Below are 23,956 nucleotides of genomic sequence, written 5' to 3' on the forward strand. Positions count from 1 at the left end.
ACTTGCCGGTGTTCTGGTCGATGACGACCAGCCGCCCGTCGGCGCGCACGGGCGGCGCCACGCCACCGCCGGTGCGGCCGGGGAATGAGACCGGCCCGGCCGGGGCATACCCGGGTCATGGAGGTGGCGTCATGACCCCAGCGACCGACCCGGCCGACCTGACGGAGATGGCCGGCATCGACCCGTTCGACGTCCTCGACACCGAGGCGGCCCGGGTGGACGCCTTCTACCGCGGGCTGTCCGACGCCGGCTGGTCGGCCCCCACCCGGTGCGCGGGCTGGGACCGGCGCGACCTGCTCGCCCACCTGACCACCACCGAGGACTACACGCACGCCGGGCTCAACGGCAGGGTCGAGGAGTTCGAGGACGACCTCGGCGGGGCCGACCTGGACGACCGCAACGCCCGCGGGATCGCCCGGCGGGCCGGCCTGCCGCCTGCGACGCTGCTCGCCGAATGGCGGGCCGCCTCGGCCGACAACCGCCGCCGGCTGCGCGAGCGTGGCGAGCGCGGCACGCTCCAGACGGCCGCCGGCGACTATCCGGTCGGCCGGCAGGTGTTCTACCTGGCCAGTGAACTCGCCACGCACGCCGACGACGCCGGGGTGCCGCAGTCGCCCACCGAACGCGAGGAGCGGCTCCAGTGGCGGGTACGGTTCGCCCGGCTCGCGGTGGCCGAGGCCGGCCAGGGGGTGGTCGTCACCCCGGACGGCGGGATCGAGGTGATCCGGCTCGCCGGGCAGCGGGCCCGGCTCTCCGAGAGCGACTTCGTCGAGGCGGTCGCCGACCGCCTGGGCGACGACGCGCTACCCGACGACATCCGCGAGGCACTGGTGGTGCTGGCCTGAACGGGACGCGACCCGGTCGGGCCCGCGGCGCCACCGGCGTACCGGCGACGGGCGGCGCGGATGCCGACCGGCGGGCGGACCGGGACCGGTCAGGCGCGGCCGACGCCGCGGTGCTTGCGGCGCAGGCGGAACGGCATCAGCGCGCTCTCCACCTTGGTCGCGGTCGTCATCTTCGAGATGCCGTCGAGGCGGTCGGCGAAACGGATCGGCACCTCCAGCACGGTGTGCCCGAGCCGGGTTGCCAGGTAGTGCATCTCCACCTGGAAGCTGTAGCCGTTGGACTGCACCCGGCCGAGGTCGATGTCGCGCAGCACGTCGGCGCGCCAGATCTTGAACCCGGCGGTCAGGTCCCGGATGCGGACCCGCAGCAGCGAGTGCACGTAGAAGTTGGCCCAGCCGCTCAGCGCGCGGCGGTAGAGCGGCCATGCCTCGTCGAGCTGGCCGCCCGGCACGTAGCGCGAACCGATCACCACGCCGGCCCTGGTGGACAGCAGGGTGCCCAGCATCCCGGGCAGCGCCTCGGGCGGGTGCGACAGGTCGGCGTCCATCTGCGCCACGTAGTCGGCACCGGCCTCGAGCGCCCGACCGATCCCGTCGACGTACGCCCGGCCCAGCCCCTCCTTGCCCGGCCGGTGCACCACCGTGATCCGCTCCGGATGGTCGCTGGCCAGCTTGTCGGCCACCTCGCCGGTGCCGTCCGGGGAGTTGTCGTCGGCCACCAGGATGTGCAACCCCGGCAACGGCAGTGCGAGCAGCCGCTCGACCAGGACGGGCAGGTTGCCCGCCTCGTTGTAGGTCGGCACGACCACGGTGACGCGCGCGTCACACCACGGCGTGGGTAACTGCACGGGCTCGATCATGAAAGGCATCCTCTATAGGCTGACATTTCCTCCGCAGAGGGTAGTCACCCCACGCCGGTGCCGCAGTCCGCCACCCCGGCGCGGTGGCGCGGCCGACCCGCGCGACGCCATGTTTACTCGCCCCGGCCCCGGGAACCCGGCCGAAGTGCCAGCTCAGCAGGTCGATCCCGGAGGTGGATCCGGCGCGCGAAGCGCCGGACACCCGCGCACGGGCGCCGTCCTGTTCGACGCGGTGCTGTTCGACCGCGACGGCACGCTCGTGCACGACGTGCCGTACAACGGCGACCCGGACCGGGTACGCCCGTTCGACGGCGCCCGGGAGGCACTCGACCGGCTGCGCGCCGCCGGGCTGCGGCTCGGTGTGGTCACCAACCAGTCCGGGCTGGCCCGCGGCCACTTCACCGCGGCCGACCTCGCCCGGGTCAACGCCCGGATCGAGGAGTTGCTCGGCCCGTTCGACACCTGGCAGGTCTGCCCGCACGACGAACCCGCCGCCGACGCTGAAGTGCCGGCCGGCTGCCGGTGCCGCAAACCGGCGCCCGGGCTGGTGATCGACGCCGCCCGGGCACTCGGGACCGTACCGGGCCGGTGCGTCGTCGTCGGCGACATCGGCCGCGACATGACCGCGGCCGGGGCCGCCGGCGCGGCGGGCGTACTGGTGCCGACCCCGGTGACCCGGCCGGAGGAGATCGCCGCCGCCCCGTCCGTCGCCGGGGACCTGCGCGGCGCGGTCGACCTGATCCTGCGCCGCCAGCGCCTGGTCGGCGGGGCGCGGGCCGGCGGGCGGACCCGCCCGCGCCGGGTGCTGGTCGCCCGCCCCGACTCGGCCGGCGACGTGCTGGTCACCGGCCCGGCGATCCGGGCGGTGGCGGCCGGCGCCGACCGGGTGGTGATGTTGTGCGGCCCGCGCGGCCGGGCCGCCGCGGAACTGCTGCCCGGCGTCGACGAGATCGTCGAGTGGTCGCTGCCGTGGATCGACCCCGACCCGGCCGCCGTCGACCGCGAGCAGGTCGGCCGGCTGACCGACCGGCTCGCCGCGACCGGCGTCCAGGAGGCGGTGCTGTTCACCTCTTTCCACCAGTCGGCGCTGCCGCTGGCGCTGGTGCTGCGGATGGCCGGCGTACGGCGGATCGCGGCGATCAGCGACGACTACCCCGGTTCGCTGCTCGACGTACGGCACCGGGTGCCGCTCGGCATCCCCGAACCGGAACGGGCCCTGTCGCTGGCGGCCGCCGCCGGCTTCGCGCTGCCCGACGGCGACGAACCGGTGCTGCGGCTGCGGATCGGCCCCGGCCCCGCCGCCCGGCCGTACGTCGTCGTGCACCCCGGTTCGTCGGTGCCGGCCCGGGCCTGCCCGCCGGCCCGCTGCGAACAGATCGTCCGGGCGCTCGCCGGTGCCGGTCACCGGGTCCTGGTCACCGGTGGTCCGGGCGAGCGCGAACTGTGCGCCCGGGTCGCCGGCACCGCCGGGATCGACCTCGGCGGCCGGACCGCACTGCCCGACCTGGTCCGGATCATCGCCGGCGCCGGTGCCCTCGTCGTCGGCAACACCGGGCCGGCGCACATCGCCGCCGCCGTCGGCACCCCGGTGGTCAGCCTGTTCGCCCCGACCGTCTCCTTCGGACAGTGGGGGCCGTACCGGGTGCCGTGGGTCCGGCTCGGCGACGCCGCCGCCCCCTGCCGGCACACCCGCGCCACGACCTGCCCGGTCACCGGCCACCCCTGCCTGTCGAAGGTGGAGCCGGACAGCGTCGTCGACGCGGTCCGGCTGATCGGCGTACCGGCCGGCGCCCCCGTGGCGGGTGCCGGGTGAACATCCTCCTCTGGCACGTGCACGGCTCCTGGACCACCGCACTCGTGCACGGCGGACACCGCTACCTCGTGCCGGTCAACGCCGCCCGGGACGCGTACGGGCTCGGCCGGGCCCGCACCTACGACTGGCCGGACACCGTACGGGAGGTCACCGCCGAGCGGCTGGCCCGCGAGGACATCGACGTCGTCCTCCTCCAACGCCCCGAGGAGGTCGACCTCGTCCACACCTGGCTCGGCCGCCGGATCGGCCGCGACCTGCCGGCGGTCTACGTCGAGCACAACACCCCCAAGGGCGAGGTGCCGGGGACCCGGCACCCGTTCGCCGACCGCGACGACCTGCTCGTCGCCCACGTCACCCACTTCAACGAGCTGTTCTGGGACACCGGCGCCACCCGGACCACCGTCATCGAGCACGGGGTGGTCGAACCGGTCCCGCGCTGGACCGGCGAACTCGACCGGCTCGCCGTGGTCACCAACGAGCCGGTACGCCGCTGGCGGGTCACCGGCACCGACCTGATGCCCCGCTTCGCGGCGGTCGCCCCGCTCGACGTCTACGGGCTCGGGGTCGCCGGACTGCCGGCCCGGCTCGGGCTGCCCGTCGACCGGCTCACCGTCCACGACGACGTACCGCAGGACCGGATGCACGCCCAGGTGGCCAGGCACCGGGCCTACCTGCACCTGTGCCGGTGGACGTCGCTCGGGCTCAGCCTGGTCGAGGCGATGGCGATGGGCATGCCGGTGCTCGCCCTGGCCAGCACCGAGGCGGTCGAGGCGGTCCCGGCCCAGGCCGGCGTGCTGTCGACCCGGGTCGACACCCTCGTCGACGCCGCCCGGTGGCTGATCGACGAACCGGAGGCGGCCGGCCGGCTCGGGGCGCGCGCCCGCGAGGTCGCCCGCACCCGCTACGGCCTGGACCGGTTCCTGGCGGACTGGGACCGGTTGCTGGAGGAGGAAGTATGCGTATCGCGATGATCTCCGAGCACGCCAGCCCGCTCGCGGTGCCCGGCGGCGAGGACGCCGGCGGGCAGAACACGCACGTGGCGCAACTGTCGACGGCCCTGGCCCGCGACGGCCACGAGGTACGCGTCTACACCCGGCGGGACTCGCCCGACCTGCCGGCGGCCGTGCCGCTGCCCGGCGGCGGGTACGTCGTGCACGTACCCGCCGGCCCGGCCGAGCCGCTGCCCAAGGACGCCCTGCTGCCACACATGGGCGACTTCGGCCGCTGGCTGGGCGAGCGGTGGGGCGGCGCCGAGCCGCTGCCCGACGTCGTCCACGCGCACTTCTGGATGAGCGGGCTCGCCGCGGTCACCGCCGCCCGGCGGACCGGGGTGCCGGTCGTGCAGACGTACCACGCGCTCGGCACCGTCAAACGCCGCCACCAGGGCACGATGGACACCAGCCCGCCGCGCCGGATCGGCTACGAACGCACCCTCGGCCGGGCCGTCGACCGGGTCGTCGCGCAGTGCGCCGACGAGGTGCGCGAACTCGTCCGGATGGGGGTGCCCCGCAACCGGATCGTGGTGGTGCCCTCCGGCGTCGACGACGAGGTCTTCGCGCCGACCGGGCCGGTCGCCCCGCGCGAGCCGGGCCGGCCGCGCATCCTCACCGTCGGCCGGCTGGTCGAACGCAAGGGCTTCCAGGACGTGATCGCCGCGCTGCGGCTGATCCCCGACGCCGAGTGCGTCGTCGTCGGCGGGCCGCCGGGCGCCCGGCTCGACGACGACCCGCACGCCCGCCGGCTGCGGGCGTTCGCCGTCGCGCTCGGCGTCGCCGACCGGGTACGCCTGGTCGGCGCGGTGCCCCCGGACCAGATGCCGCACTGGTACCGCTCGGCGGACGTGCTGGTCGCCGCACCCTGGTACGAGCCGTTCGGCCTCACCCCGCTGGAGGCGATGGCGTGCGGCGTACCGGTGGTCGCCACCGCCGTCGGCGGGCTCACCGACACCGTCGTCCACGGCCTGACCGGCGACCTGGTGCCGCCCCGCGACCCGCGCGCCCTCGGCGCCGCGATCCACGCCCTGCTCGACGACCGGGTACGCCGGTTCGCGTACGCCTCCGCCGCCGTCGACCGCGCCCGGCAGTCGTACACCTGGCGGCGCGCCGCCGCCCAGCTCGGCACCGTCTACTCGGCGGTCGTCGGCGTACGCCGCACCAGCGGGGCGGTCGCCTGATGACGGCCCCCTCGGTGCTCGACGCCCACCTCGCCGCGCTCGCCGCCGCGCTGCGGCCGTTCCGGCAGGCCGCCGACCTGCTCGGCCGGTGGGGCGGCGAACTCGCCTGGACCCTGGGCACCGGCGGCCGGCTGCTGGTCGCCGGCAACGGCGGCAGCGCGGCCGAGGCCCAGCACCTGGCCGCCGAACTCGTCGGCAAGCTGCGCGACGACCGCACCCCGCTGTCGGCGATCGCGCTGTGCGCCGAGACGTCGTCGCTGACCGCGATCGGCAACGACTACGGCTACGACGAGGTCTTCGCCCGCCAGGTACGCGCCCACGGCCGGGCCGACGACGTGCTGCTGCTGCTGTCGACCAGCGGCCGCAGCGCCAACCTGCTCGCCGCCGCGCGGGCCGGCCACGAACAGGGCCTGCGCTGCTGGGCGCTGACCGGCCCGGCCCCGAACCCGCTCGCCGAACTGTGCACCGAGGTCCTCGCGGTGCCGTCGCCGGAACCGCAGGTCGTGCAGGAACTGCACCTGCTGTCGGCGCACGTGCTGTGCGAGTACGTCGACCGTGACCTGCCGGCCGTACGCGGCCTTTCCGGCACCGTGCCGACGGTGGAGCACATGACCGGCCGGAATGGGGGAATCCGCGGGCTCGGTGCCCCAACCGAGGCAAGCGAGGTGAGCACATGACGCACCGCCTGGTCGTCGTCGGCGACACCCTGCTCGACCGCGACGTGGACGGGATGGTCACCCGGCTCTGCCCCGACGTGCCGGTGCCGGTGCTGGAGGAGGCGACCACGCTGGACCGGCCCGGTGGCGCCGGGCTGGCCGCGCTGTTCGCCGCCCGGCAGGGCTTCGACGTCGCCCTGGTCACCGCGTTCGCCGACGACGACGGCGGGGCCCGGCTGCGCGAACTGCTCGCCGACGCCGGGATCGAGGTGCACGTCCTGCCACTGCCCGGCGCCACCGCCGAGAAGATCCGGCTGCGGGCCCGCGGCCAGGTGCTGCTGCGGCTCGACCGCGGCGGTGCCGCCGGCCGGCCCGGCGAGCCGCCGCCCGCCGCCCGGGCCGCGCTCGCGGGCGCCGCCGCGATCCTGGTCAGCGACTACGGGCGCGGGGTCGCCGCCGCACCGGCGGTGCGGGCCGCGCTGGCGCGTACCGCCGCCCCGGTCGTCTGGGACCCGCACCCGCGCGGCCCGCGCGCCGCGCCCGGCGTCCGCCTGGTCACGCCGAACGAGACCGAGGTACGGCAGCTCACCGGCGACGACCCGGACGGTTCCCGGCTGGCGACCGCCTCCCGGGGCGCCCAGGAACTGCGCCGACGCTGGCGGGCCGGCGCGGTCGCGGTGACGATGGGCGGCGACGGCGCGCTGCTGTGCCACTCCGGCCCGACACCGCTGGTGGTGCCGGCGCCGGCCAACGCCGACGGCGACACCTGCGGTGCCGGCGACCTCTTCGCCGCCACCGCCACCGGTGCGCTGGCCCAGGGTGCGCTGGTCTCCGAGGCCGTGCAGGAGGCGGTCCGCGAGGCGAGCGAGTACGTCGCGGCGGGCGGCGTCGGTGCCGTGCTGGTGCCGGGACCGGGCAGCGGCGCGGCGGTGAAGGCTGCGTACCGGCGCCCGACCGGGACCGGCGTGTGCGGTGACCGGCCGGCCACCGCCGCACCGGACGGTCCCGGCGGCGACGGCACCGGGGTACGGCACCACGGCGCCGACGGCGACTCGGTGGCGGCCGGGGCGCTGGTCGCCGACGTACGGGCCCGGGGCGGCACGGTGGTGGCCACCGGCGGCTGCTTCGACCTGCTGCACGCCGGCCACGTCGCCACCCTCCAGGCGGCCCGCCGGCTCGGCGACTGCCTCGTGGTCTGCCTCAACTCCGACGCCAGCGTCGCCGGGCTGAAGGGGCCGGACCGGCCGGTCGTGCCGCAGGGCGACCGCAGCCGGTTGCTGGCCGCGCTCGGCTGCGTCGACGCGGTCGTCATCTTCGACGAGGCCACCCCGCACGCGGTGCTGTCCTGGCTGCGTCCGGACGTGTGGGTCAAGGGCGGCGACTACGCCGGCGGCGGCGGGGACGAGCCCGACCTGCCCGAGGCGGCCCTGGTCCGGCGCTGGGGCGGGCAGACCGTCGTCGTGCCGTACCTCGACGGCCGTTCCACCACGCGGATGATCGCCGCGGCCCGCGCCGGCACCGGGGAGGTGGCCGGATGACCGCGACCGCACCGGGCGGCGGCCCTTCCGTACTGGTCACCGGCGGGTCGAGCGGGCTCGGCGCGGCGGTCGTCGCCGCGATCGCCGACGCCGGCGGCCGCCCCTACGTGCTGGACCTGATGGAGCCGGCCCCGGGCGTGCGGTGGCTGGCCTGCGACCTCGCCGACACCCGGGCCGCGGAGGCTGCCACCCGGCGGCTGGCCGAGACGGCCGGCGGGTTCGACGGGGTGGTCACCGCGGCCGGGGTGGACCGGCCGGGCGCACTGGTCGACGTGCCGCCGGCCGACTGGGACCGGGTGGTGGCCGTCGACCTGCTCGGCACCGCCGCCGTCGTCCGGGCGGCGCTGCCGTCCCTGATCGAGCGTCGCGGCCACGTGGTCACCGTCGCCTCCACGCTCGGCCTGAAGGCCGTCGCCGACGCCACCGCCTACTGCGCCGCCAAGTTCGGTGTCGTCGGGTTCACCCGCGCGCTGGCCGCCGAACTCGCCGGCTCGGTCGGGGTCACCCTGCTGGTGCCGGGCGGGATGCGGACCGCGTTCTTCGCCGGCCGTGAGGAGCAGTACCGGCCGGGTGCCGACGCGGTGCTCAACGACCCGGCCGCGGTGGCCGCCGCCGTCGTCTTCGCCCTGCGCCAGCCACCCGGCAGCGCGGTACGCGAGATGGTGCTGTGCGCCGACCGGGAGACGTCGTACCCATGATCCTGGTGCTGCGGGCCCTCGGGGTCGGAGATCTCGCGACGGTGGTGCCGGCGCTGCGCGGCCTGAAGGCCGCCTACCCGGACCAGGACCTGGTGCTGGCCGCGCCGCGCTGGCTGGTGCCGCTGGTCGACCTGGTCGGCGTGGTGGACCGGCTGATTCCCGTGGACGGGCTGGGACCGGCGGAGCCACCGGAACCCGGCGGGGGCGCCGGACCGGAACCCGGTGGCGGCGGCCCGGAACCCGGCGCCGGACCGGAGCCGGGGGAGTGGGCGGCGCTGGACGGGGTGACCCCGGAGCTGGCGGTCAACCTGCACGGGCACGGCCCGCGGTCGCACGAGCTGCTGCTGGCCGCGAACCCGCGGCGGCTGCTCGCCTTCGCCTGCCCCGCCGCCGGGCACCTCGACGGTCCACGCTGGAACGACGACGAGCACGAGGTGCAGCGCTGGTGCCGCCTGCTGCGCTGGTACGGCATCGACGCCGACCCCGGCGACCTGGGGCTGCGCCGGCCCCCGCCGGCCTGGCTGCCGGTCGGGCTGACGATCGTGCACCCCGGCGGCAAGGACCCCGCCCGGCGCTGGCCCGCCGACCGCTGGGCCGCCCTGGCCCGGACCCTGGACGGGCTCGGCCACCACATCGTGGTCACCGGGTCGGCCGACGAGCACGACCTCGCCGAGGAGGTCGCCGGCGGCGCCGGGCTGCCGATGAACGCCGTGCTCGCCGGCCACACCGACCTGGCCGAGTTGGCCACCCTCGTCGCGTACGGCCGGATGCTGATCAGCGGCGACACCGGCGTCGCGCACCTCGCCACCGCGTACCGGACCCCGTCGGTGGTGCTGTTCGGCCCGGTCCCGCCGCGGCGGTGGGCGCCGCCGCCGGACCGGCCCTGGCACCGGGTGCTGTGGCGGTCCGACCTGGCCGGCGAGCCCGGGCCGGCGGACCGGCCGCACCCGGCGCTGCTGGCCCTCGGCCCGGACGAGGTGGTGGCGGCGGTGTCCGAGGTTGACCGGATCGGCCAGGTGCGGGATGCGGTTACGGCGCACTGACCTGAACCGCCCCGGGTACGGCCGGCGCCGGCGCGGCCGTGGCGTCAGCTTCCTCGACCCCGACGGCCGGCCGATCACAGCCCCGGACGAACTCGACCGGCTCCGCGCTCTGGCGATCCCGCCGGCCTGGCGGCAGGTCTGGATCTCACCCGACCCGTGCGGCCACATCCAGGCCACCGGCGTCGACGCCGCCGGCCGCAAGCAGTACGTCTACCACCCGCTGTGGCGGGTACGGCGGGACGAGGCCAAGTTCGACCGGGTGCTCGAGGTCGCCGCCCGGCTGCCGGTGCTGCGCGAGCGGGTCACCGTCGACCTGGCCGGCCGTGGCCTGCGCCGCGAACGGGTGCTGGCCGCCGTCACCCGGCTGCTCGACATGGGCATGTTCCGGGTCGGCGGGGACCAGTACGCCGCCGGCGACGATCCCACCTTCGGGGTGGCGACCCTGCGCGCCGAACACGCCCGGCCGCGTGCCGGCCGGATGGTCCTGGAGTTCCCGGCCAAGGGCGGCGTCGCCCAGGTCCGCGAGGTGGCCGACCGGGACGTCTGCGCCGTGCTGCGCCACCTGCGGCGCGGTCGGGCCGCAGGTGACCGGCTGTTCGGCTACCGGGCCGGCCGGCACTGGTACGACGTGCGCAGCGACGAGATCAACGGCTACCTGCGGCAGGCCAGCGGCGGCGCGATGACCGCCAAGGACTTCCGTACCTGGCACGCTACCGTCCGGGCCGCGACCGGGCTGGCCGGCGCCGCCCCGGCGGCCTCGGCGACCGCCCGGCGGCGGACCGTGACGGCCGTCATGCGCGAGGTGGGCGGCCTGCTCGGCAACACCCCCACCGTGGCCCGGGCGTCCTACGTGGACCCCCGGATCGTCGACCTCTACCACGACGGGGTGGTCGCCGAGGTGGCCGACCCGGACAGTCGCGACGACGCCGAGCGGGCCGTGCTGGACCTGCTGGTCAATCGGTGAGCACGTGCGACAGTTCGTCGCGGAACCGGCGCTCCGACTCGGTGACGACCTCGCCGCCGATGCCGAACACCCCGCCGCTGCGGGCCGCCGACACCACCTCGTCGGCGATGGTCAGCAACCAGTGCTTGTACGCCCCGGCGTCGCCCTCGTCGGCCTTCGCGGCGAGCAGCGCCGCCGCCTCCCTGGCCCGACCGAGTACGTCGGCGATCATCGCCTGCGGGTCCGGCGGGGCGATGATCGGCAGTTCCTCACCGGTCTCCGGGTCGCCGACCCGGGACACGAGTTCGACCGCGATCGCCGACACCAGCGGGCTCGGCGCCTCCCGTCCGGTCGAGATCGCCTCCAGTCCGGCCGCGTTCTCGGCCATGGTCCGGCGGGTGCTGTCGGTCTCCGCCGCCGTCGCCGCGGTCAGCACCGCGTGCGGCAGGCCGACCAGCAGCCCCCACTCCTCGTCGCTGAAGCCGAAGGTGCTGAACACCGGCTGCTCGGTCACGGCGTCACCTCGCTCCGCTCGGCGCCGCCGTGCCTTGCACTGGGCCTGATGGTTCCCTCGCTTCGCTCGGTCACGATGCTCTCCCAATTCGTCTGGTCACCGGACCGCCCTTCCGGACGGCGGACGGACCTTGCGTGAGATTAGTTCAACCCGTATGTCAGGATCAGGCCGCCTCGCGGGCCGGCAGGGTCGGGATCAGGCCGCCTCGCGGGCCGGCTGGGTCGGGATCAGCCCGCCTCGCGGGCCAGCAGGCCCTGCTCGCTGACGACCGGCACCGACAGCGTCTTGTAGCCGACGTCGTCGAACAGCACCGTCATCCGGTCGTCCTCGTAGCCGAGCACCATGCCGCTGCCCCACTCGGCGTGCCGCACCGTGCTGTGCACCGGGAACGGCCCGCTCGCGCCGTCGTCGGCGGTGCTGGTGCCGGCGTGGCAGTTGTCGCAGTGCCCGCAGACCTTCTTCATGTGCTCGCCGAAGTACGCCAGAAGCGTCTGCCCCCGGCAGCCGCGGTGCTCGGCGAAGGCGCGCATCATGTCCGTACGCGATCGTTGCACCGTCTGCTGCCGCTCCGCCTCGGCGAGCGCGGCCTGGGCCGCCCGCGCCGGTTCGGCGGCGTACCGGGGGCGGGCGAACCGGTTACCGGCCCGGTTCTCGGCCGCACCGACCTGTTCCAGCAGGGCCAGCAACTGGCCCAGCTTGCGGGCGCTCAGCCCGCTGCGCTCGCGCAGCTCGGCCCGGGTCGCCGGCCCGTCGCGCAGCAGCGCCGCCAGGTCGCGCAGGTCGCCCTCGTCCGGGCTGCCGCCGGTGAAGTACCGCTGGATGCCGACGTCCTCGGCCCGCCACAGCAGCAACGCCCGCGCGGGCCGGCCGTCCCGGCCGGACCGGCCGATCTCCTGCAGGTAGCTGTCCGGCGAGTCGGGCAGGGCCACGTGCGCCACCCAGCGGATGTTGGGCTTGTCGATGCCCATGCCGAACGCCGACGTCGCCACCATGATCGGTACCCGGTCGGCGAGGAAGTCCTCGTGCAGCCGCTCACGTGGCCCGGCGGCCATCCCGCCGTGGTAGTGCTCGGCCGGGTGGCCGGCCGACGTCAGCCGGGCGGCCAGTTCCTCGGCGGCCCGCCGGGTGGCGACGTAGACCACGCCGGGCCGCTCCTCGGCGTCGAGCAGCGCGAGCAGCCGCCGCCACCGGTAGTCCTCGGTGGGGCAGTGCCCGACCTCCAGGAACAGGTTGGGCCGGTCCAGCCCGGACACCACGGTCCGCGGGTCGGACAGGCCGAGCCGGTCGACGATGTCGTCGCGTACGGGCGGGGAGGCGGTCGCGGTCAGTGCGACGACCGGCGGCCGGCCGAGCCCGCGGATCAGGTGCCCGAGCGCCAGGTAGTCGGGGCGGAAGTCGTGCCCCCAGGCCGAGATGCAGTGCGCCTCGTCGACCGCGACCAGTGCCGGCCGCAGCGCCTTGACCTGCGCCAGCCGGTCCGGCTGGCTGAGCTGTTCGGGCGTGATGAAAAGGAACCGGGCCCGGCCGGTGCGCAGGTCCTCCAGCGCGGCGGCCTGTTGGCCGGACGTCTCGGCCGAGCTGACCCGTACCGCCCGCAGCCGTGGGTCGCCGCGCTCGTTCAGCGCGATGATCTGGTCCTGTTGCAGGGCGAGCAGCGGCGAGACCACCACCGTCGGGCCGGCCATCAGGGTGGCCGGGACCTGGTAGACCGCCGACTTGCCGGCCCCGGTGGGGAGCACGACGAGGGCGTCGCGCCGTTTCATGAGGGCCCGCATGGCGGACAGTTGGCCGGGACGCAGCGACCGCCAGCCGAAGTGCTGTCGGGCGACGCGGCGCAGCCGGGTCGAGTGCAGTGGCAGCTTCATCGGAGAGCGTGGGTACCCGGGGCCGGGGCGGGCGAAACAACGCCCGCACCCGTACCCCGGCACCGGTCGTCGCCGGTCAGCGCAGCGCGGGGAACACCCGCTCGGCGTACAGGTCGAACAGGCCCTGGTAGTGCGGCCCGGTGTTGGCGACGTAGACCTCGTCGAAGCCCGCCTTGGCGTACCGGTCGATCATCTCCAGGTGTTCGCGCGCGTCGTCGCCGCAGACGAACGCCTTGCGGACCATGTCCGGCGTGACGAGTTCGGCGGCCTGCTCGAAGTGCCGGGGCGACGGCAGCACCTGGGACAGCTCGCCGGGCACGCCGGCGTTCGGCCACCGCTCGTACGCCAGCTGGGCGCCCTCGTCGGCGGTCCGCGCGTACGCCGCCTTGAAGCCGCCCTGGCACGGCTTGTCGCCGCCCCCGTTGTCGCGGAACCGGCGGACCAGGTTGGCGTCCGGCATCGTGCTGACGTACCCGTCGCCGATGCGGGCGGCGAGGTCGATGGCCTTCGGGCCGAAGGCGGAGACGTAGACCGGGGGCGGCTGGTCGGGCAGCGTGTAGATCCGGGCGTTGTCCACCGTGTAGTGGTTGCCGTCGTGGTGGGTGAAGCCGCCCTTCCACATCCGGCGCATGATGTCGACCGCCTCCTCCAGCATCTCCAGCCGGGTGCCGGCGCTCGGCCACGGGTCGCCGAAGATGTGCTCGTTGAGCGCCTCGCCGGTGCCGACGCCGAGCACGAAGCGGCCTTCCAGGAGCACCGCGCTGGTGGCCGCGGCCTGGGCGATCACCGCCGGATGGATGCGTACGGTCGGGCAGGTGACGGCCGTGGTCACCGGTAGCCGGCAGACCTGGCTCAGCGCGCCGATCATCGACCAGACGAACGGGCTCTGTCCCTGCGCGTCGACCCACGGATGGAAGTGGTCGGAGATCCACAGCGCCTCGAAGCCGGCCCGTTCGGCGCCCCGGGCCTGGTCGAGCAGTTCCGCGGGGGTGTACTCCTCGCTGGACAGGAAGTAGCCGATGCGCATGACGAGCCTCCTCGATCCGGGGGGTTGCCTCGGTCGGGAGGTACCCCGGCGCGTTCACCTCATGCCGAAGCGCCGGGCCGGCCGGGTTCGGGCGGCCGGGGCGGGCTGGTTCGGGTGACCGGGGCGGGCTGGTTCGGGCGGCCTGGGCTGGCTGGTCCGGATGACCGGGCGGCCGGGTCAGAGTGGCCGGGTCGGGACGGTCCGGCGGCCCGGGGTCAGCGGCCCTTGCCGAAGAGGGCGCGGATGGCCGCCACGAGCAGCAGGATGCCGAGGATCGCGCCGATCAACTGGACGCCGGGGATCTCCGACCACGGGGTCTCCTCGGCGGAGATGATGCGCGTCATCCCCGCACCTTCGCACAGCGGCCGGGCCGACGCCCACCCCGCCGTCGTGACGCAGATCACGGAAGCGCTCCCAGCGTGGGGCGCCGAAACTGGTCGGCCGGCGGCCCAATTAATAGAAAGGTTTATTGACTATTAGACCGAGCGGGTGTGAACATGGCAGCTACCGCGCAGCCGTGGGGGCCGGCGGACCGTCTACTGTGGAACTACGGGGGCCTGATGACCGACCGGAGCGGAGAACTGCCGCGCCTCGCGGCCCGGGTGCTGCAACCCGGCTTCGAAGGCACCACCCCGCCGGCGTGGATCCGCCGCTGGCTGGCCGAGGGACTCGGCGGCGTGGCGCTCTTCGCCCGTAACGTCGAGGACCCCGAGCAGGTCGCCCGGCTCACCGCCGCGCTGCGCGCCGAACGCCCCGACGTCGTCGTCGCCATCGACGAGGAGGCCGGCGACGTCACCCGGTTCGAGTCCCGCCGGGGCAGCTCGCGCCCGGGCAACCTGGCGCTCGGCACGATCGACGACCCGGCCCTGACCGAGGCCGTCGCCCGCGACATCGGCGCCGAACTCGCCGCCGCCGGCATCACCCTCAACTACGCCCCGGACGCCGACGTCAACTCCAACCCCGGCAACCCGGTGATCGGCGTACGGTCGTTCGGCTCCGAACCGGAACTCGTCGCCCGGCACACCGCCGCCTGGATCACCGGCCTGCAGTCCGGCGGGGTCGCCGCCTGCGCCAAGCACTTCCCCGGCCACGGCGACACCAGCGTCGACTCGCACGTCGACGTGCCCCGGATCGGCTCCACCCGGGAGCGGCTCGACGCCTGCGAACTGCCGCCGTTCCGGGCCGCCATCGCCGCCGGCGTACAGGCCATCATGACCGGCCACCTGCTCGTCCCGGCCGTCGACCCGCTGCACCCGGCCACCCTCAGCCGCCTCGTCCTGAGCGACCTGCTCCGCGGCGAACTCGGCTTCCACGGCGTGATCGTCACCGACGCCATCGAGATGAAGGCCATCACCGACCGGTACGGCTTCGAGGCCGGCACCGTACGCGCCCTCGCCGCCGGCGCCGACGCCATCTGCATCGGCGGCGAACTGTCCGACGAGGACAGTGCCGACCGGCTGCGGCGGGCCATCGTCGCCGCCGTCGTCGACGGCACCCTGCCCGAGGAACGGCTCGTCGAGGCCGCCAAGCGGGTCGACGAACTCGCCGCCTGGACCGTCCAGAGCCGCGCCGGGCTCGCCCCCTGGGCCGCCCACGGCCCCGACGGCTCGCCGATCGGCCTGGCCGCCGCCCGCCGGGCCGTACGGGTCACCGTGCCCAACGGCACCGTCCCGCTGCCGCTCGCCGGCCCCGCCCACGTGGTCGAGTTCGCCCCACCGCGCAACATCGCCATCGGCGCCGAGACCCCGTGGGGCGTCGGCGCACCCCTGGCCGACCTGCTGCCCGGCACCACCACCGCCCGCCTGGACGAGACCGACCTGCCGGCCGGCGCCGAGCCGCCCGCCGCGCTGCTCGCCGACGCCGCCGGCCGCTCGCTCGTGCTCGTCGTACGCGACCTGCACCGGCACCCCTGGATGGCCGCCGCCGTCGACCGCGCCCTCGCGGCCCGCCCCGACGCGATCGTGGTCGAGATGGGCGTACCGGTCACCGTCGCCGGGCAGGCGCACCTCGCGACGTACGGCGCCACCCGGGCCGGCGCGCGGGCGGCCGCCGAACTGCTCGCCGGCACCTCCTGAGCAGCCGTTTTCGGCTCACCATCGGTGCCCCCACAGGCACGGTCGGTCGCAGTATGGTCCTCCGGTGACCCCCCGCTGGCAGCGGGCCACGATGAACCCCTCGTGGATCCGGTGGCTTCCCTGCGCCCACGCCTACCTCACCGTCGTCCCCGACTCGGGCCGGTTCCCGCGCTCGACCTGGGACGCCGTGGTGCCCTGGGACGATCCGGTGTGGTGCGACCCCGGTGACATCGAGGACTGGATGGGACGGGCGGCGCGGCGTCCCGGACGCCGCGCCGAGCCCGCCGAACGCCAGATCCGTGCCCGGTATGCGCAGGTGCTCGCACTGCGCGAAACGCGGATCGACGTCTTCGCCGACATGTGCCGGCGCCGGGACCTTCCCGTACCGCACACCGTCACCGAACTACTGACCTGCCTCGCCGGACTCGGGCTGTTCGACCTCGACGGCGCCACCGGCGACCCCTGGGTACGCCCCCACCTCGACCGCGACCCGCTCGACGTGCTGCCGCTGTCGCCGCCCGAATCCGACCTCGAACGGCTCGCCCAGCGCGACGACCGGGCCGTCCAGGTCGCGATCGCCGTACGCCGGCTCGCGGTCCGCACCCGGCGGCGCTGGCCCCGGCGGCGTACGGTCGGCACCACCTTCGGCGCGGTCGCCGGACTGGCCGGGGTGACGCCGCAGGAGACCCGGCAGGCGCTCGACGACCTCGCCGGGCTCGCCGGGTTGCGCGCCGACCCCGGTGATCGGCCCGACGCCGTGCGCATCACCGTGCCATGGCCCGAGTTCGGCCAACGCTTCCCCTTCTCCGAACTCCCCGCCCCGGAACACGCCATCTGACCTCTCCACCGTTCGCACCGCCCCCGCGCGCGCCGCCCCCGCGCGCGCCGCCCCCGCGCGCGCCGCCCCCGCGCGCGCCGCCCCCGCGCGCGCCGCCCCCGCGCGCGCCGCCCTGTGCGCGTTGATCAAGGACTTGTTGTGCGATTCGTGTCGTGGTTTGGGGTGAACATCCCCTCGATCGGCGACCGGGGAGGCGCGTGGCGAGCAGGGAGGCGCGTGGCCGGCCGGGGGCGCGTGGCCGGGAGGTGGCGGGCGGGGTACGTGGCGCCGGTCGCCTCCGCGCTGATCAAGGAGCAATCGTGGGCGAACGCGTCCGTTTTGCGTGCCACATCCCCTCGATCGGCGCGGCGCTGGTGGTGGCGTCCGCCGATCGAGGAGAAGTTGCGGGAATCCTGTCCACTTTGGCGCGAACATCCCCTTGATCAACGAGGCCGGGCGGCGGGGCGCGCGAGGCCGGGCGGCGGGGCGCGCGAGGCCGGGCGGGTGGTGGGGCGGGCGGGTGGTGCGGCGGGTTACGGGGTCAGGCGGAGGATTCGGTCGTCGGTGTCGCTGGGGCGGCCGCGACCGTCACGGTTGGACGTCAGCACCCACATCGAGCCGTCCGGCGCGGCCGCGACGTGGCGCAGCCGGCCGTACTCGCCCTGCAACAGGGTCTGCGCGCCGGAACCGTCGGTGCGCAGCCGGTAGAGCCGCTGGCCGCGCAGGCAGGCGACCCAGACCTCGTCACCGACGACGGCGATGCCGCTCGGTGACGCGTCGTTGGTGGCCCAGGTGGCGACCGGGTCGACGAAGCGGCTGTCGCCGGAGACACCCTCGGCCTCCGGCCAGCCGTAGTTGCCGCCCGGCTCGATCCGGTTGAGTTCGTCGTACGTGTTCTGGCCGAACTCGGCGGCGAAGAGCGTGCCGGCGGAGTCCCAGCCCAGCCCCTGCGGGTTGCGGTGGCCGTAGCTGTAGACGGGGGAGTCGCCGAACGGGTTGCCGGGCGCGGGCTGCCCGTCGGGGGTCAGCCGCAGGATCTTGCCGGCGAGGCTGTCCCGGTCCTGTGCCGCGCCACGGTCGCCGGCGTCGCCGGTGGTGGCGTAGAGCATGCCGTCCGGGCCGAACGCGATCCGGCCGCCGTTGTGGGTGTTGGCCTTCGGGATGCCGGTGAAGATCGCCTCGGGCTGCCCGCCGGGCCGCAACCGGGCGATCCGGTTGTCGTCGCGCGCGGTGTAGTAGACGTAGATCCAGCCGTCGGCGGCGAGGGCGATGCCGAGCAGGCCGCCTTCGCCGCGTGGTACGGCCTCGTCGACGCGGGCCACCTCGGTCACCGTGCCGTCGGGGGTGACGGAGACGATGCGGCGACTGTCGCGTTCGGTCACCAGGGCCGAGCCGTCGGGCCGGAACGCGAGCCCCCACGGGGCTTCGAGGTCGCTGGCGACCGTCGACACCGGACCGTGGTCGGCGCGGGGCGCGTCGTCGATCGACGGGTCGGCGAACCATCCCCGCCAGACCGCGACGGCGCCGAGGGCGGCGAGCAGTGCGACGGCCGCGACGCCGGCGACGACGAGTTTGGTCCGGCTCCGGCCGGGACGGTCAGGCTTCGCCACGGGTACGACCCTACGTCGCCCGGCCCGCCGATGATCGGCGCGCCCGGTCAGTACGGGGCGGACTCCGGGGCGACGAGGTCGGCGTATTCGGGGTGGGATCTGATGAACGACGCGATGAACGGGCACGGGGCCTGGACCCGTTCGCCGCGTTGGCGTACCTGGTCCAGCGCGCCTCGGGCGAGCGCGCTCCCGACCCCCTTGCCCTGGTGGGCGGGGTCGATCTCGGTGTGGGTGAAGACGACCAGGCCCGGTGCCAGCCGGTAGTGGGCGGTGCCGGCGAGGTTGTCGTCGACCAGGATCTCGAACCGTCGCCGGGCCGGATTGTCCTCGATCAGGTACGCCATCCGTCGACCCTATCTCCGCCCGGTGCCGGCCGGCCGGCGGTCGCGCGGTTCGCGAGCGCCGCCCCCGTACGCTTGAGTCATGATCTCGAGGATGCCCCCGCTCCGTCCCCGCCGTATCGCCGCTGTCGCCGCCGGTCTCGCCCTCGCCGGCGCCGTGATCGCCGGTTGCAGCTCCAGCTCCGAGGGCGCCTCCACCCAGTGCGGTATCGACCAGTGCACGGTCACGTTCCAGCGTGGCGTGGAGGCCAACGCCAGCATTTTCGGCGTCGAGGCCAAGCTGATCGGTGTCGACGGCAACCTGGTGACCATCGAGGTCGCCGGTCAGCAGCTCTCGCTGACCACCGAGCAGCAGGCGGCCGATGTCGCCGGCTTCCAGGTCACCCTGGACCGGGTCACCGACAGCGAGATCGCGGTCAAGATCTCCCGCTGACCCCGTTCCCGGGCGGGCCGCTCCGGTGGCCCGCCCGGCACGTTTGGAAACCATGCGGACGGGTCAATGTCAGGCCCATGACGTTGACCCGCGATGCCGAAGCCACCGCCTCCAGAGCCAGGAACAGCAAGGCGCTGGAGGCCCTCGCCCGGGCCGGTTTCATCGGCTACGGGATCGTCCATCTTCTCTTCGCCTGGCTGGCTCTCCAGATCGCGTTCGGCCGTCCGGCCGACGACGGTGACCAGTCCGGCGCGCTGCGTACGCTGGCCCAGCAGCCGCTGGGCAAGTTCCTGGTGATCGCCGTCTGTGTCGGGCTGGCCGCGATGGCGCTGTGGCAGGCCCTGGAGGCGGCGGTCGGGCACCGCGAGGACCGCGGCAACGAGCGTACGGTCGAGCGGGTCGCCTCCGCGGTCCGCACCGTCGTCTACGCCTACTTCGCCTGGACGGCCTACAAGGTGTTCAGCAACGCCAACTCCTCCAGCGCCGACAGCCAGGAGGTGCTGACCGGCAAGCTGATGGAGTCGACCGGCGGTCAGTGGCTGGTCGGTCTCGCCGGGCTGGTCCTGGCCGGCGTCGGCGTCGGGCTGGTCGTCTACGGCGTCATCAAGCGCTTCGAGAAGCACCTGAACACCGGGCGGATGAGCGCCCGGGTCCGCAAGCTCACCCAGCGGCTCGGCGTCGCGGGCTACTCGGCCAAGGGCGCCGTCTACGCGGTCGCCGGTGTGCTGATCGTCACCGCCGCGGTGACGTACGACCCGGACAAGTCGCGCGGCCTGGACGGCGCCCTGCACGCGCTGCGGGAGCAGCCGTTCGGCACCGTGCTGCTCGCCCTGATGGCGCTCGGCATCGCGGCGTTCGGTGTCTTCTGCTTCGTGCAGGCGAGGTACCGCAAGGTCTGACCCGCCGGCCGATCCAGATCGGGACCCGCTTCACACCCGGAGCGGGTCCCGAACGTTGGTGACGTACGCCCGCATCGGGCATTCTTGTCGCTTTGCGCGGTATCCGGGCACAGGCCCGGACCCCGCCCCCTCGCACGGACCCGACGAGACATTCCGGGGGATCTTCGCAGTGCATCCCATGTTCTGGACGGTCGTGGCCACGCTCGGTGCCGCGACCGTCGCGTTCGCCGTCGTACAGGTGACCCATCTGGCCGTCCGCCGGCTCGGCCGGCGGTCCACGCTGCTGACCGAGTTGTCCGACCACGCGCACCGGCCGTTCCTGGTCGCCGCGACCACCCTCGCGGTCGCGCTCGGGGTGCGGTTCTCGACCGGGTACGCCACCGGCGAACCCTGGCGGCAGACGGTCCTGCACCTGCTCACCCTGGCCATCATCGGCACCGTCGCCTGGCTCGTCGCGTCGCTGCTGCTGGTCAGCGAGGACACCGCGCTGGCCCGGTTCCGCATCGACGTACCCGACAACCGGCAGGCCCGCCGGATCAAGACGCAGATCGTCATGCTGCGCCGGGTCACCATCGCGGTCATCGTGGTGCTGGCCGTCGGTGCCGGCCTGATGACGTTCCCGAGCGTGCGCGGTGTCGGGGCGAGCGTGCTGGCGTCGGCCGGCGTCATCGGCGTCGTGGCGGCGCTGGCCGCCCAGAGCCTGCTCGGCAACGTGTTCGCCGGCCTGCAACTGGCGTTCAGCGACGCCGTACGCCTCGACGACGTGGTCGTGGTCGAGGGGGAGTGGGGCCGGATCGAGGAGCTGACCCTGAGCTACGTGGTGGTGCAGATCTGGGACGACCGGCGGCTGATCCTGCCGACGTCGTACTTCACCACCAAGCCGTTCCAGAACTGGACCCGCACCCGCGCCGCGGTGCTCGGCACCGCCGAGTTCGAGGTCGACTGGTCGGTGCCGGTGCAGGCGATGCGCGAGGAACTGCGCACCGTCTGCGAGGGCACCGAACTGTGGGACGGCCGGGTCTGCGTGTTGCAGGTGACCGACGCCGTCGGCGGCGTGGTCAAGCTGCGCGCCCTGGTCAGCGCCGCCGACGCGCCGAGCCTGTGGGACCTGCGCTGCCTGGTCCGCGAGCAGCTGGTCAACTGGCTGCGCGACCGGCAGCCGACCGCCCTGCCGCGGATGCGTACCGAGGTCGGCGACGCCGGGGGCGACCTGCCCTGGCAGTGGGTCAGGCCGCGCCGGCCGGCGCGGCGGCCGGTCGACGCGGAGGCGCCCGACGACGCCCGGGTGTTCGGCGGCAGCGACGACGGCGACGCGCGCGGCAACGCCTTCGTCGGGCCGGAAGAGCCGGTCGACGCGACCCGCTGACCCGGACCCTGCGGTCCGGGGCTGTCCGCGTGGGTGGAAACTCTGGTAAACCGGAGGCAGCCTGCGTCAACGCCGACCGGAGGGGTTCCACGATGCCGAGTGAGGTACGCGGGGTAGTAGCCCGCGCCAAGGGTGCGCCCGTGACCGTCGAGACCGTCGTCGTGCCCGACCCGGGGCCGGGTGAGGCACTGGTGAGGGTGCAGGCGTGCGGGGTGTGCCACACCGACCTGCACTACCGCGAGGGCGGGATCGGCGACGACTACCCGTACCTGCTCGGGCACGAGGCGGCCGGGATCGTCGAGGCCGTCGGCGACGGCGTGACCCGGATCGCCCCCGGCGACTACGTCGTACTGAACTGGCGGGCGGTCTGCGGCGAGTGCCGGTCGTGCCGGCGCGGCCGGCCCTGGTACTGCTTCGCCACCCACAACGCCCGGCAGCCGATGACGCTGACCGACGGCACCACCCTGTCGCCGGCCCTGGGCATCGGCGCGTTCGCCGAGAAGACGCTGGTCGCGGCCGGTCAGTGCACGAAGGTCGACCCGGCGGCGCCACCGGCGGTCGCCGGCCTGCTCGGCTGCGGGGTGATGGCCGGCATCGGCGCCGCGGTCAACACCGGCGGGGTCGGCCGGGGCGACTCGGTCGCGGTGTTCGGCTGCGGCGGGGTCGGTGACGCGGCGATCGCGGGGGCGGTGCTCGCCGGGGCGACCACGGTCGTCGCGGTCGACATCAACGACGGCAAGCTGGAGCTGGCCCGCCAGTTCGGCGCCACCCACACCGTCAACTCCCGTGAACAGGACCCGGTGGAGGCGATCCGGGCGCTCACCGGCGGCAACGGCGCCGACGTCACGATCGACGCCGTCGGCCGCCCCGAGGTCTTCACCCAGGCGTTCTACGCCCGCGACCACGCCGGCACCGTCGTACTCGTCGGGGTGCCGACCCCGGACATGACGCTGGAGCTGCCGATGCTGGAGGTCTTCGGGCGCGGTGGCGCGGTCAAGTCCTCCTGGTACGGCGACTGCCTGCCGGAACGCGACTTTCCGACCCTGATCGACCTGTTCCTGCAGGGGCGGCTGCCGCTGGACCGGTTCGTCTCCGAGACGATCGGCATCGACGACGTGGAGGCGGCGTTCGGCCGGATGGAACAGGGTGGCGTACTGCGCAGCGTCGTGCTGTTTGACTGATCCGCCGGAATAAGGATTGGCCACCTCGGGTGAGGGGCATACCACGGGACAAGACGTGGTTCGAAACCCGCATTCGGGAGGCATCATGGCCGATGTCCTGAACGGCGCCTCCGCGCGACCGGTCTCAGAGCAGTCCACCGCGGAGCTGGTCCAGCACGCGAGCGAGCAGGTGTCCCGGCTCGTCCGCGACGAGCTGGCGCTGGCCCGCGCCGAACTCACCGAGAAGGGCAAGCACGCCGGTGTCGGCGCGGGCCTGTTCGGCGGTGGTGGAGCCCTGGCGCTGTACGGCCTGGGTGCCCTGTTCGTCGCGTTCGGGTTGCTGCTGGCGCTGGTGATGCCCGGCTGGCTGGCGGCGCTCATCGTCGCGGTGGTCCTGTTCGCGGCCGCCGGGGTCCTGGCGATGGTAGGCAAGAAGCAGGTCCAGCAGGCGGTGCCACCCGTGCCGGAGCGGGCGGTCGACAGTGTCCGTGCCGATGTCGACACGGTCACCATGGCGGTCAAATCACATGGAAATGGTGTGAAGCAGGCATGACGAGGGTGGACGCATGACAGCAGGTAACGGCTCCGGCGACGTGCAGGCGCTGCGGGCCGAGATCCAGCAGACGCGGGCCGAACTGGGCGAGACGGTCCAGGCCCTGGCGGCCCGGGCCGACGTGAAGGCCCGGCTCAGGGACTCCGCGAACCAGACCAAGCAGAAGGTACGCGAACAGGCCGCGCACACCGCCGAGGTGGTCCGTGGCTCGGTGCACGACGCGGGCGAGTCGGCCCGGCGCCACCCGGTGCCCTGGGCGGCGGTCGCCGTCGGTGCCCTGGCGGCGGTCGTCGTGCTCATCGTGGTCCAGGGGAGGCGCCGGTGAGCAAGGGCGTGAACAAGTTGGCCTACCGGCCGGTGGGGCTCGTGCTCGGCGCGGCGGCCGGCATGCTCGCCGGTGCCGCGTTCCGGCAGGTGTGGAAGCTCATCGACAGCGAGGACGACGCCCCGAGCGCGACCGACGAGGACCGTGGCTGGGGCGAGATCCTGATCGCCGCGGCCATCCAGGGAGCCATCTTCGCGGTCGTGAAGGCCGCCGTCGACCGCGGCGGGGCGACCGGCGTACGGAGGCTGACCGGCCACTGGCCGGGCTGACGGGGTGGTTGTCGACGGGCGTCGGCCGGTCTGCCTGCGCGACCGCGAAGATGGCTCCCTGGATGGCCGCGGCGATCAGGATCTCGCCCCAGCCACGGTCCTCGTCGGTCGCGCTCGGGGCGTCGTCCTCGCT

The 23,956-nt window shown here is 74.7% G+C and carries 25 protein-coding genes and 1 pseudogene; 18 read left to right on the top strand and 8 right to left on the bottom strand.

Annotation, left to right across the window (positions count from 1 at the left end; all coding sequences use genetic code 11):
• Positions 1-131: 131 nt before the first annotated feature.
• Positions 132-845, top strand: coding sequence for a maleylpyruvate isomerase N-terminal domain-containing protein (locus AB0I42_RS35510; protein WP_357544155.1), 714 nt, complete (start codon positions 132-134; stop codon positions 843-845).
• 89 nt (positions 846-934) lie between these two features.
• Here the strand turns inward: AB0I42_RS35510 and AB0I42_RS35515 are convergent, their stop codons facing one another.
• Positions 935-1,705 (bottom strand): polyprenol monophosphomannose synthase, encoded by a 771-nt coding sequence (locus AB0I42_RS35515; RefSeq protein ID WP_357544156.1) that lies wholly within the window; start codon positions 1,703-1,705, stop codon positions 935-937.
• 232 nt (positions 1,706-1,937) lie between these two features.
• On the opposite strand from AB0I42_RS35515, the gene AB0I42_RS35520 reads away from it, so the two are divergent.
• The 8 genes from AB0I42_RS35520 to AB0I42_RS35555 are packed head-to-tail and all read left to right on the top strand — an operon-like array spanning position 1,938 to position 10,590.
• Positions 1,938-3,518 carry an HAD-IIIA family hydrolase gene (locus AB0I42_RS35520; RefSeq protein WP_357544157.1) on the top strand — a complete coding sequence of 527 codons (1,581 nt, stop codon included), beginning with the start codon at positions 1,938-1,940 and terminating at the stop codon, positions 3,516-3,518.
• On the top strand, positions 3,515-4,489 hold the full coding sequence (locus tag AB0I42_RS35525; RefSeq protein ID WP_357544158.1) for a glycosyltransferase: 975 nt from the start codon (positions 3,515-3,517) through the stop codon (positions 4,487-4,489). Before AB0I42_RS35520 ends, AB0I42_RS35525 begins: the two co-directional genes overlap by 4 nt.
• Positions 4,474-5,691 carry a glycosyltransferase gene (locus AB0I42_RS35530; RefSeq protein WP_357544159.1) on the top strand — a complete coding sequence of 406 codons (1,218 nt, stop codon included), beginning with the start codon at positions 4,474-4,476 and terminating at the stop codon, positions 5,689-5,691. Before AB0I42_RS35525 ends, AB0I42_RS35530 begins: the two co-directional genes overlap by 16 nt.
• The gene (locus AB0I42_RS35535; RefSeq protein ID WP_357544179.1) at positions 5,688-6,368 is read left to right on the top strand and encodes an SIS domain-containing protein; all 681 of its coding nucleotides are present in this window, start codon (positions 5,688-5,690) and stop codon (positions 6,366-6,368) included. The genes AB0I42_RS35530 and AB0I42_RS35535 overlap by 4 nt, the downstream gene beginning before the upstream one ends.
• Entirely contained in the window at positions 6,365-7,885 is a 1,521-nt protein-coding gene (locus AB0I42_RS35540) for a PfkB family carbohydrate kinase (RefSeq protein ID WP_357544160.1), read from the top strand. Before AB0I42_RS35535 ends, AB0I42_RS35540 begins: the two co-directional genes overlap by 4 nt.
• A complete protein-coding gene (locus AB0I42_RS35545; protein WP_357544162.1) occupies positions 7,882-8,583 on the top strand; it encodes an SDR family oxidoreductase in 702 nt (233 codons plus the stop codon). The genes AB0I42_RS35540 and AB0I42_RS35545 overlap by 4 nt, the downstream gene beginning before the upstream one ends.
• Positions 8,580-9,626, top strand: a complete 1,047-nt coding sequence (locus AB0I42_RS35550) for a glycosyltransferase family 9 protein (RefSeq protein WP_357544180.1) — start codon at positions 8,580-8,582, stop codon at positions 9,624-9,626. The genes AB0I42_RS35545 and AB0I42_RS35550 overlap by 4 nt, the downstream gene beginning before the upstream one ends.
• Entirely contained in the window at positions 9,607-10,590 is a 984-nt protein-coding gene (locus AB0I42_RS35555) for a DNA topoisomerase IB (protein WP_357544163.1), read from the top strand. Before AB0I42_RS35550 ends, AB0I42_RS35555 begins: the two co-directional genes overlap by 20 nt.
• Here the strand turns inward: AB0I42_RS35555 and AB0I42_RS35560 are convergent.
• The 4 genes from AB0I42_RS35560 to AB0I42_RS35575 form a co-directional block, all read right to left on the bottom strand.
• Positions 10,580-11,083 carry a hypothetical protein gene (locus tag AB0I42_RS35560; RefSeq protein WP_357544164.1) on the bottom strand — a complete coding sequence of 168 codons (504 nt, stop codon included), beginning with the start codon at positions 11,081-11,083 and terminating at the stop codon, positions 10,580-10,582. The two genes, AB0I42_RS35555 and AB0I42_RS35560, sit on opposite strands and share 11 nt — an antisense overlap.
• Positions 11,084-11,310: 227 nt before the next feature.
• Positions 11,311-12,948 (bottom strand): ATP-dependent DNA helicase RecQ, encoded by a 1,638-nt coding sequence (locus tag AB0I42_RS35565; protein WP_357544165.1) that lies wholly within the window; start codon positions 12,946-12,948, stop codon positions 11,311-11,313.
• A 76-nt stretch (positions 12,949-13,024) separates the two neighbouring features.
• Positions 13,025-13,975 carry a TIGR03557 family F420-dependent LLM class oxidoreductase gene (locus AB0I42_RS35570; protein ID WP_357544166.1) on the bottom strand — a complete coding sequence of 317 codons (951 nt, stop codon included), beginning with the start codon at positions 13,973-13,975 and terminating at the stop codon, positions 13,025-13,027.
• Positions 13,976-14,190: 215 nt separating this feature from the next.
• The gene (locus AB0I42_RS35575) at positions 14,191-14,319 is read right to left on the bottom strand and encodes a hypothetical protein (RefSeq protein WP_357544167.1); all 129 of its coding nucleotides are present in this window, start codon (positions 14,317-14,319) and stop codon (positions 14,191-14,193) included.
• A gap of 216 nt (positions 14,320-14,535) precedes the next feature.
• Between AB0I42_RS35575 and AB0I42_RS35580 the strand changes: the two genes are divergently transcribed.
• Positions 14,536-16,050: a glycoside hydrolase family 3 protein gene (locus tag AB0I42_RS35580; protein ID WP_357544168.1), complete on the top strand. Its 1,515-nt coding sequence runs from the start codon at positions 14,536-14,538 to the stop codon at positions 16,048-16,050.
• Positions 16,051-16,114: 64 nt separating this feature from the next.
• Entirely contained in the window at positions 16,115-16,888 is a 774-nt protein-coding gene (locus tag AB0I42_RS35585) for a hypothetical protein (RefSeq protein ID WP_357544169.1), read from the top strand.
• A gap of 512 nt (positions 16,889-17,400) precedes the next feature.
• On the opposite strand, the gene AB0I42_RS35590 is transcribed toward AB0I42_RS35585, so the two are convergent.
• Together AB0I42_RS35590 and AB0I42_RS35595 are read right to left on the bottom strand one after the other, a co-directional pair.
• On the bottom strand, positions 17,401-18,477 hold the full coding sequence (locus AB0I42_RS35590; RefSeq protein WP_357544170.1) for a PQQ-dependent sugar dehydrogenase: 1,077 nt from the start codon (positions 18,475-18,477) through the stop codon (positions 17,401-17,403).
• 47 nt (positions 18,478-18,524) lie between these two features.
• Positions 18,525-18,821 (bottom strand): GNAT family N-acetyltransferase, encoded by a 297-nt coding sequence (locus AB0I42_RS35595; RefSeq protein WP_357544171.1) that lies wholly within the window; start codon positions 18,819-18,821, stop codon positions 18,525-18,527.
• A gap of 79 nt (positions 18,822-18,900) precedes the next feature.
• On the opposite strand from AB0I42_RS35595, the gene AB0I42_RS35600 reads away from it, so the two are divergent.
• From AB0I42_RS35600 to AB0I42_RS35630, 7 genes are all read left to right on the top strand, one after another.
• Positions 18,901-19,251 (top strand): hypothetical protein, encoded by a 351-nt coding sequence (locus AB0I42_RS35600; RefSeq protein WP_357544172.1) that lies wholly within the window; start codon positions 18,901-18,903, stop codon positions 19,249-19,251.
• A 77-nt stretch (positions 19,252-19,328) separates the two neighbouring features.
• Positions 19,329-20,150, top strand: coding sequence for a DUF1206 domain-containing protein (locus AB0I42_RS35605; protein WP_357544173.1), 822 nt, complete (start codon positions 19,329-19,331; stop codon positions 20,148-20,150).
• A gap of 178 nt (positions 20,151-20,328) precedes the next feature.
• Positions 20,329-21,516, top strand: a complete 1,188-nt coding sequence (locus AB0I42_RS35610) for a mechanosensitive ion channel domain-containing protein (protein ID WP_357544174.1) — start codon at positions 20,329-20,331, stop codon at positions 21,514-21,516.
• 92 nt (positions 21,517-21,608) lie between these two features.
• Positions 21,609-22,697, top strand: a complete 1,089-nt coding sequence (locus tag AB0I42_RS35615) for an S-(hydroxymethyl)mycothiol dehydrogenase (protein ID WP_357544175.1) — start codon at positions 21,609-21,611, stop codon at positions 22,695-22,697.
• 85 nt (positions 22,698-22,782) lie between these two features.
• Positions 22,783-23,229, top strand: coding sequence for a phage holin family protein (locus AB0I42_RS35620; RefSeq protein WP_357544176.1), 447 nt, complete (start codon positions 22,783-22,785; stop codon positions 23,227-23,229).
• A gap of 13 nt (positions 23,230-23,242) precedes the next feature.
• Positions 23,243-23,554: a DUF3618 domain-containing protein gene (locus tag AB0I42_RS35625; RefSeq protein ID WP_357544177.1), complete on the top strand. Its 312-nt coding sequence runs from the start codon at positions 23,243-23,245 to the stop codon at positions 23,552-23,554.
• Positions 23,551-23,823: a DUF4235 domain-containing protein gene (locus AB0I42_RS35630; RefSeq protein WP_357544178.1), complete on the top strand. Its 273-nt coding sequence runs from the start codon at positions 23,551-23,553 to the stop codon at positions 23,821-23,823. Before AB0I42_RS35625 ends, AB0I42_RS35630 begins: the two co-directional genes overlap by 4 nt.
• 31 nt (positions 23,824-23,854) lie before the next feature.
• Here AB0I42_RS35630 and AB0I42_RS35635 read toward each other — a convergent pair.
• A pseudogene (locus tag AB0I42_RS35635) lies at positions 23,855-23,956 on the bottom strand (DUF4235 domain-containing protein); the annotation flags it as partial.

Source organism: Polymorphospora sp. NPDC050346, from assembly GCF_040655695.1.
GTDB classification, from domain to species: domain Bacteria; phylum Actinomycetota; class Actinomycetes; order Mycobacteriales; family Micromonosporaceae; genus Polymorphospora; species Polymorphospora lycopeni.